At 66.5% G+C, this 7,316-nt stretch carries 8 protein-coding genes and 1 pseudogene; 7 read left to right on the forward strand and 2 right to left on the reverse strand.

All coding sequences use genetic code 11. The annotated features are described in order from the left end of the window. A pseudogene (locus QH195_RS21680) lies at window positions 1–141 on the reverse strand (enoyl-CoA hydratase-related protein); the annotation flags it as partial. 105 nt (window positions 142–246) lie between these two features. Here QH195_RS21680 and QH195_RS35275 point away from each other — a divergent pair. The 7 genes from QH195_RS35275 to QH195_RS21715 all read left to right on the forward strand — a co-directional run bounded on the left by QH195_RS35275 (window position 247) and on the right by QH195_RS21715 (window position 6,227). Further along, on the forward strand, window positions 247–588 hold the full coding sequence (locus QH195_RS35275; protein ID WP_432278849.1) for a hypothetical protein: 342 nt from the start codon (window positions 247–249) through the stop codon (window positions 586–588). 139 nt (window positions 589–727) lie between these two features. Next, on the forward strand, window positions 728–1,012 hold the full coding sequence (locus tag QH195_RS21690) for an amphi-Trp domain-containing protein (RefSeq protein WP_280436773.1): 285 nt from the start codon (window positions 728–730) through the stop codon (window positions 1,010–1,012). 303 nt (window positions 1,013–1,315) lie between these two features. Beyond that, window positions 1,316–1,741 carry a DUF7144 family membrane protein gene (locus QH195_RS21695; RefSeq protein WP_280423238.1) on the forward strand — a complete coding sequence of 142 codons (426 nt, stop codon included), beginning with the start codon at window positions 1,316–1,318 and terminating at the stop codon, window positions 1,739–1,741. Window positions 1,742–1,871: 130 nt separating this feature from the next. Continuing rightward, window positions 1,872–2,360, forward strand: a complete 489-nt coding sequence (locus QH195_RS21700; RefSeq protein ID WP_280436774.1) for a DUF1269 domain-containing protein — start codon at window positions 1,872–1,874, stop codon at window positions 2,358–2,360. A gap of 45 nt (window positions 2,361–2,405) precedes the next feature. Then, window positions 2,406–4,256 carry a glycoside hydrolase family 15 protein gene (locus QH195_RS21705; protein WP_280436775.1) on the forward strand — a complete coding sequence of 617 codons (1,851 nt, stop codon included), beginning with the start codon at window positions 2,406–2,408 and terminating at the stop codon, window positions 4,254–4,256. A gap of 38 nt (window positions 4,257–4,294) precedes the next feature. Next, window positions 4,295–5,653 (forward strand): MFS transporter, encoded by a 1,359-nt coding sequence (locus QH195_RS21710; RefSeq protein WP_280436776.1) that lies wholly within the window; start codon window positions 4,295–4,297, stop codon window positions 5,651–5,653. A 37-nt stretch (window positions 5,654–5,690) separates the two neighbouring features. After that, window positions 5,691–6,227, forward strand: a complete 537-nt coding sequence (locus tag QH195_RS21715) for a hypothetical protein (RefSeq protein WP_280436777.1) — start codon at window positions 5,691–5,693, stop codon at window positions 6,225–6,227. 92 nt (window positions 6,228–6,319) lie between these two features. Here QH195_RS21715 and QH195_RS21720 read toward each other — a convergent pair whose 3' ends face one another. Next, window positions 6,320–7,315 carry a phosphotransferase family protein gene (locus tag QH195_RS21720; RefSeq protein WP_280436778.1) on the reverse strand — a complete coding sequence of 332 codons (996 nt, stop codon included), beginning with the start codon at window positions 7,313–7,315 and terminating at the stop codon, window positions 6,320–6,322. Window position 7,316: the final 1 nt, after the last annotated feature.

A 7,316-nucleotide genomic window follows, 5' to 3' on the forward strand; every position in this document is an offset into this window, starting at 1 on the left:
GCCGCCCAGCGCGTACCCGCCCACGGCGGCGATGGTCGGCTTACGGAACTGGGCCAGCCGCTCCCAGCGGGCGAAGTAGTCGTCCATGAACATGTCCATATAGGACTTGGGCTGCATCTCCTTGATATCCGCGCCCGCGGCCCCCCGGCCCCGCCGCAATTGGTGCTCCTCGGGATCGGCTGCCTGTTCGCCGCCGGAAGCTCGGGCCCCACCGCCGCGGTGGTGACGGCCCTGAGCCATCCGAGCGTGCGGTCGTCCGCGCTGGGCACACTGACCGTCGCCAACAACGTGCTGGGGCTGGCGTTGGGTCCCTTCGCGATCGGCATCCTGGCGGACCGGATCGGCCTCCTCGAATCACTACAGCTCGCACCGCTCGCCTACGTGGCCGCGATGATCGCCCTGCTCACCGGCAGATACCTGTACACCGCCCACAGACTCGAGGCCACGGCGGGGCCGTCGGACACCGATTTGCCGCCCGATACTCCTCCGAGCCACCGCCCGAAGAGGCCGAGCCGGGCATCCGTTCCACTGCTGCTCGACAGGAGGGGAGATCTTGGGAGGCACGGTCGAGGTAGAAAGCACCGATGAGGTTTCACCCGCTACGGACGAGACCGCCCCGGCGCGGAAATCCTAGGCTCTGATTGCAGGGCCGGACAGCCGCGAGTCGAAGGTTCTCGGCTGCTGCCGCCGGCCCCGAGCACACTGCCCTCCGAGTCCAGGAGTCATCGTGCCCAAGTTGGAGACGACAAGAAGATCCGAACTCTCCCGACAGGAAGTATCGGAGCGGCTCATCGCCCTCGGTCAGGCCCTCGCCAGCGGTTCGGAGACCGAACTCGGCTCGGACGGCGATTCGCTCTCGATCACAGTCGCCGACCGGGTGCAGTGGGAGCTCGAGATCGAAGTGGACGGCGATCGGATCGAAATGGAGATAGAGATCAGCTGGCGCGATGATCCATCCGGCGAATCGACAGCCGAAACCGCCGGAAAACCGGACAACGGTGTCCAAGCCTAGACACCGCGACGTGCGCGGGTAAGAGCACTGCGAACCGACCGGACGGCTGTAATGGTTCCTGCACCCTGCGCAGGGCTCAACAGCAATTCCCGGGACTGGCCGGGTTCACCTGTCCAGCCGCCCGAAGGCCACAGGTGATAACACCCCACCTCCACCACAGCTCCGCGAACCCGCGGCCCGTCGTCCGGTCAACCGCTGCCAGCGCCCGTGCCTCGGCGCGATTCACCCGGAGCGGGTGAGGCTCGTCGGGAACCGGCAGGACGACACTCGGCTGCACTGTCTGCCGTCCACGAGGAGCCCGTAATGACGGATCGTTCCGATGTGCGCAGTTCGCCGCCCGCAGAACCCTTCCAACGGCAAAGCGTCGCCACCGGTGTATCGATCATCGCGGCGGTACTACTGCTGGTACTCGCCGCGGTGTCCATCCTCGAAGGCATCGTGGCCATAGCCGGTGACGAGTTGTATGTGGCCGGTGTCGACTACATCTACGCCTTCGACACCACCACCTGGGGTTGGATCCATGTGATTCTCGGAATCGTCGGAGTAGTCTGCGCCCTCGGCCTGATGTTCGGGACCGCCTGGGGCCGCTACGCCGCCATCGGTATCGCCGCGCTGGTCATCATCGCCAACTTCTTGTCACTTCCGTACTACCCGGCGTGGTCGATACTGATCATCGCATTGAGCGTGGTCGTCATCTGGGCTGCCGCTACCTGGCAGCCGCAGCGTTGACCCCCGGTCACGCCGATCCCCATGACGAGAAAATACCCGTGAGAGTCACCCGCGGGGAGTGAGGAAGCCGCGGAGCCACCGCGGAGCTGGCGTCGATACGCCAGCTTCGCCACCGACCAGGGAGGCCGCGATGACCGGGACGTTGACCGTGTGGAAATTCCCCAGCGAGGCCGGCGCGGATACCGCTGTGTCGACGTTGGAGGAACTACAGCGCCGGGAGTTGATCACCGTGCAGGACGCGGCGGTGGTGAGCTGGCCCGCAGGCGCGAGGAAACCGAAGACCCGGCAGTTGCACAGCCTCGCCGGGATCGGTGCGCTGGGCGGCGCCTTCTGGGGCTTGTTGTTCGGACTGCTGTTCTTCGTCCCGTTGATCGGCGCGGCGCTCGGCGCGGGCCTGGGAGCGATGTCGGGGTCCATGGCCGATATCGGCATCGACGACGATCTCATCGAGGAGGTGCGCGCCAAGCTGACACCGGGCACGTCGGCGCTGTTCGCGCTGACGTCCGATGCGACTCTGGACCGGATCCACGACGCATTCCAGGGGCAGTCCGCCGAGCTGGTCTCCACCAACCTGTCCCATGAGCAGGAAACGGCGTTGCGTGAGGTGTTCGCCGACTGACCAGCGGGCCGCGGTGCCCGGTCTCCTCGTCCGTCAGGAGTGGCTGTGAGCGCTTATCCACCGATTGCCGACCACGGGATCGTCGGCGATCTGCAGACTGCGGCGCTGATCTCCTCGGCCGGCACGATCGACTGGTGGTGCAGTCCGCGCTTCGATTCGCCGAGTGTGTTCGCTTCGTTGCTCGACGCCGAGCGTGGCGGATACTGCCAGGTGGCCGCCGACCTCGATTCCGACACCGACGATATGACGGTGCGTCAACTCTATTCGTCCGATACCGCGGTGCTGATCACCAGGTTCATGGCGCCGAGCGGGGTCGGGGAGGTCATCGACTTCATGGACCCGATTCCGGAGCCGGTGGCCACCGACCGGCATCGGCTGGTCCGGATCGTACGTGTGGTTCGAGGGTCACTGCCGTTCCGATTCCTCTGCCGGCCACGGTTCGACTACGCCCGCGCCCCGCACACCCTGACGCTGCCCACGCCTGAGCATGCCGTGTTCCAGGGTCCGGACACCGATCTACATGTACAGATCAGCGCTACCGAAGTGCTGCATCGCGAGGGCAACGACATCTCCGGGCGGTTTGCACTCGATGCCGGACAAACAGCGGTGATCGTACTGACCACCACCGCTTCCGACCGTGGAGTCGCGGAGCTTCCAGCGCGGGAAGTGGTGCTGGCCGGCTTCGAATCCTGCCAGCAATTCTGGCAGTCGTGGTTGCGGTCGTGCACGTATCGAGGCCGTTGGCAGGACATGGTGAAACGTTCGGCCATCACGTTGAAACTGCTCACCTACGCCCCGACCGGTGCTCCCATCGCGGCCGCCACCATGGGTCTGCCCGAGCAGATCGGCGGTGAGCGCAACTGGGACTACCGCTACACCTGGATCCGCGATGCTTCACTGTCGGTGCGGGCATTGATCGACCTGGGATTCACCGCGGAGGCCGCGGCGTTCCGGCGCTGGCTGCGTGATCGGCTGGACGCCGACGTCACGGCTTCCGGCGAACCGCTGCAGATCATGTACCGGATCGACGGCGAACCCCGACTGGAGGAGGAGGTCCTCACCCACCTGGAGGGCTATCGCGGCTCGGGGCCGGTGCGGGTCGGCAATGCCGCGGCAGATCAGATCCAGCTCGACATCTACGGCGAAGCCGCCGACGCGCTGGCGCAGACCACCGATATCGGGAGCATCACGGGCTGGCAAGCGTTCGCCGGTGTGCTCGATTGGCTTGCCGACAACTGGGATCGCCCCGACGAGGGCATCTGGGAAACCCGCGGTGGCCGTAAGAATTTCACCTACAGCCGGTTGATGACCTGGGTGGCGTTCGAGCGCGGTATCCGGCTCGCCACCGAACACTCCCGCCCCGCCGATCTCGACCGGTGGACCCGCGAGCGCGACGCGGTGTTCGCCCAGATCGTCGAACGCGGCTGGAACGCCGATCGGCAGGCATTCGTGCAGCACTTCGACAGCGAGGTGCTGGACGCCTCCCTGCTCCTTATGTCCAAGATGGGTTTCCTGACGCCCCAGGACCCGGCCTGGCTGAGCACCCTCGATGCAATGGATACCGAACTGGTCAGCGACAGCCTCGTCTACCGCTACGACCCCGCCGCCTCGCCCGACGGTCTTCGCGGCGCGGAGGGCACGTTCAACCTGTGCAGCTTCCTCTACGTCGAAGCGCTCGCCGACGCCGGCCGTATCTCGCAGGCCCGCTATGCCTTCGACAAGATGCTCACCTACGCCAACCATGTAGGCCTGTTCGCCGAAGAGATCGGACCCTCGGGGGAGCAACTGGGCAACTTCCCGCAGGCATTCACCCATCTGGCGTTGGTCGCGGCGGCCATTGCGCTGGACAAACGACTCGACCAGGCCGAATCCGGGCCGCCGCCGACGCCCGGCTGAGCGTGCCGATGTCACGGGACCGCGATACACCACGTGGGGTGCTGCTGCCGTTGGCGCTGGCCCAGTTCCTCTGTAGCTTCGCCGGCTCGAACATGAACGTGATGATCACCGACATCAGCGAAGACCTGAACACCACCGTGCACGGCGTACAGCTGACTATCACACTGTTCCTGCTGGTGATGGCGGCGCTGATGATCCCTTTCGGCAAGCTCACCGACCGATACGGCCGCAAACGCTGCTTCGTCGCCGGCCTGGCCGTCTACGGGGCAGGCGCTGTGATCAGTGCTGTTGCCCCGTCCTTGGGGGTGCTGATGCTCGGTAATTCGATCCTGGAGGGTATCGGCACCGCAATGCTGATACCGCCCGTCTATATCCTGGCCACGCTGCTGTTCACCGACTCCAGTTCCCGGACAAAGGCATTCGGTTCGATCATGGCGATGGGCGGTATCGGTGCCGCCGCCGGGCCACTGATCGGCGGGCTCATCACCTCCGCGATCAGCTGGCGTGCCGCCTTCGGGTTCCAAGCCCTGGTCATAGTTGTGATCATCGTATCCAGCCGCCGGATCGTCGACCCGATACCGCCCGACGCGGCCCGCCCTTTCGATAACCGCGGCGCGGTGCTGTCGGCGGGCGGACTGATCCTGCTGGTCGCGGGCATCCTCGCCGCCGACGACAACCTTTGGCTGATGTCAGCCCTGCTGGCAGCGGGTGTGGCTGTGCTCGCGCTCTTTTTCGGCACAGTACGGGCGGCCGAACGGGCGGGTCGCGAACCGCTGCTCTCCACACGCCTGTTCGGGAACCGCACCGCCAACCTGGGGTTGGTGACCCAGAACATCCAGTGGCTGGTGCTCATGGGCACGTCGTTCGTAGTAGCCGCCTACCTGCAGGTCGTCCGCGGTTACAACGCGATCCAAACCGGCATGGTGTTCACCGCGGCCACCCTCGGCCTGTTGATCACCTCACTGTCGGCCGCATGGCTGGCCCGGCACCGCTCGCGGCGCACCTTGATCCTGACCGGCTTCGCTGTGGCCATCATCGGTATCGTGGTCCTGGTCGCTCTCGCCGGACGCTCCGTCAGCCCATGGGGATTCGCTCCGGGCCTGGTACTCATCGGTCTCGGTCTGGGTGCGATGCTGACCCCCTCGGTGGATATCGTTCAATCCGGTTTCGATGAACAACTCCAGGGCGAGATCTCCGGGCTGTCCCGCAGCATCTCCAACCTCGGCTCCGCATTGGGGACCGCCATCGCCGGCACCATCCTGGTCGCCGGGCTCACCTCCCACGCCTACGCCGCCGCCATGATCACCCTGGCCGCGGCGGCCGCAGTCGGATTCTGCGTAGCCACCGCCCTGCCCAGAACGACCGAACCACCCGTCGAAGCCCGAGGCGGCGGCTGAACAGCACCGACCGGCGCCGGTACCGGCAAGGAGAGCAATGGAATCCGACCCCTCCATGGCGTTGCACGGCCCGCTGCTCTCCCGGCGGGTCCCACTGGACCGTGGCAACGCCGCCAGCCGGATCAGCGCCTACATCTACGGCAACATCCTCGTCCTCACCGCCCTGGTACCCGTGGTCACCAGCGAGAAACATCTCGGAATCCTCGTGGTACTCGGTACCGCCCTGTCCACCTTCGCCGCCCACAGCTTCGCCGAAACCGTCGCCCGCACAGTTCGCGAGCAACGCGCCGTCACCCTCACCGACCGCCTGCGCGAACTCCGCAACTCCGTCCCGATTCTCAGCTCCGCGGTCCTGCCCTGCGCTGTCCTCACTGCCGGATGGCTGGGGTGGCTCGACCCTCGCACCGCCCAGATACTCGCCGAACTCGCCGTGCTGACCCGCATCGGCGGAATCGTCTTCGTCATCCGCCGTCTCCGGGGGGAACGCCTCACTCGTGCCTCCGCGGTCACCGCCGTACTGCTGACCCTCGCAGCAGCGATCGTGGTCGTCGTCAAAATCGCACTCACCCACTGAATCCGGTTCCCGGCGCGGAATCGGTGCCGGAGTCACCGAGGGGTCCGCCACGAACAAAGGCGGACGGTCTACCGGCCCGCCCGCCCCTCGGCTCACCCCTGTCCGGCCGACAGCAATTCCTCGATCCGCGCAGTGCAGAATGCGGTCACATCGGTCTCCGGTGGTAGTTGCAGCCGGTGCGCCATCCGCAGCAGCGGGATACTGAGCAGGACTGCCGCCAGCACCTCGTTGTAGCGCAGGTTGCGCACCGTCATCCCACTGCGTTCCTCGTAGCGCGCGATCGTCTCCTGCCGGGTGGGCGTACCCGGAAGCCTTTCGGTGTTCTGGAACTCCGAGCACGCCCAATCCAGGAACAGCATCCAGGCGAGATCGGCCTCGTGGTCGCCGATGTAGGCGATCTCCCAGTCGAGCACGCCGGTGACCCGGAATTCGCTGTCGTAGAGAATGTTCGACATACGAGCATCACCCCAGCACAGCGTGACATGCTCGGGTTCGTACAGGTTGGCGCGCAGCCAGTCCACCGCCCGGCGCAGTGCGGGCGGCTGGGTGGTGGACGCCCAGCCGAGCGCGGCATCGATGTAGCCGATCACCTGCGCGAGTGGCGCTGCCCCGAATTGCGGAAACAACAGGAAATCCAGGTTCATCGCGCGCCAGTCGAGCCGGTGGATCTCGGCGATGGTATCGACGCAGCCCCACCACATCTTCGCGCGCTGAGCGGGCTCGGCGTCGAAGTACAGCCCGGCAGAGTGGTAGGACGGCAGGTCACCGGGCGCGCTGCCGTCGATCCGGTCCATCACGAAGTACGGACTACCGAGCGCATCGCTGCCGCGATCCAGCCAGCGGACGGCGGGCACCGGCAGGCCGGTACCGGCGAGCCGGCGCATGACCAGCACCTGTCGCAGCAGGTCGTAGTCGGGAAACAACGCCACCTCGGGCGGGCGGCGCAGCACCAGCGATACCGGCTCGGCGTCGTCGCGTTCGAGGTCGAACAGGAAGGTCTCGGTCGCCCGGCCCCCCCGGGGGGGCGGGCCATAGCCCCCCCCCCCCGGGGGCGCCCCCCGGCGATAGGGCCGCCCCCCCCCGGCCACC

The sequence above is a fragment of the Nocardia carnea genome, from assembly GCF_029868855.1.
Classification (GTDB): domain Bacteria; phylum Actinomycetota; class Actinomycetes; order Mycobacteriales; family Mycobacteriaceae; genus Nocardia; species Nocardia carnea_A.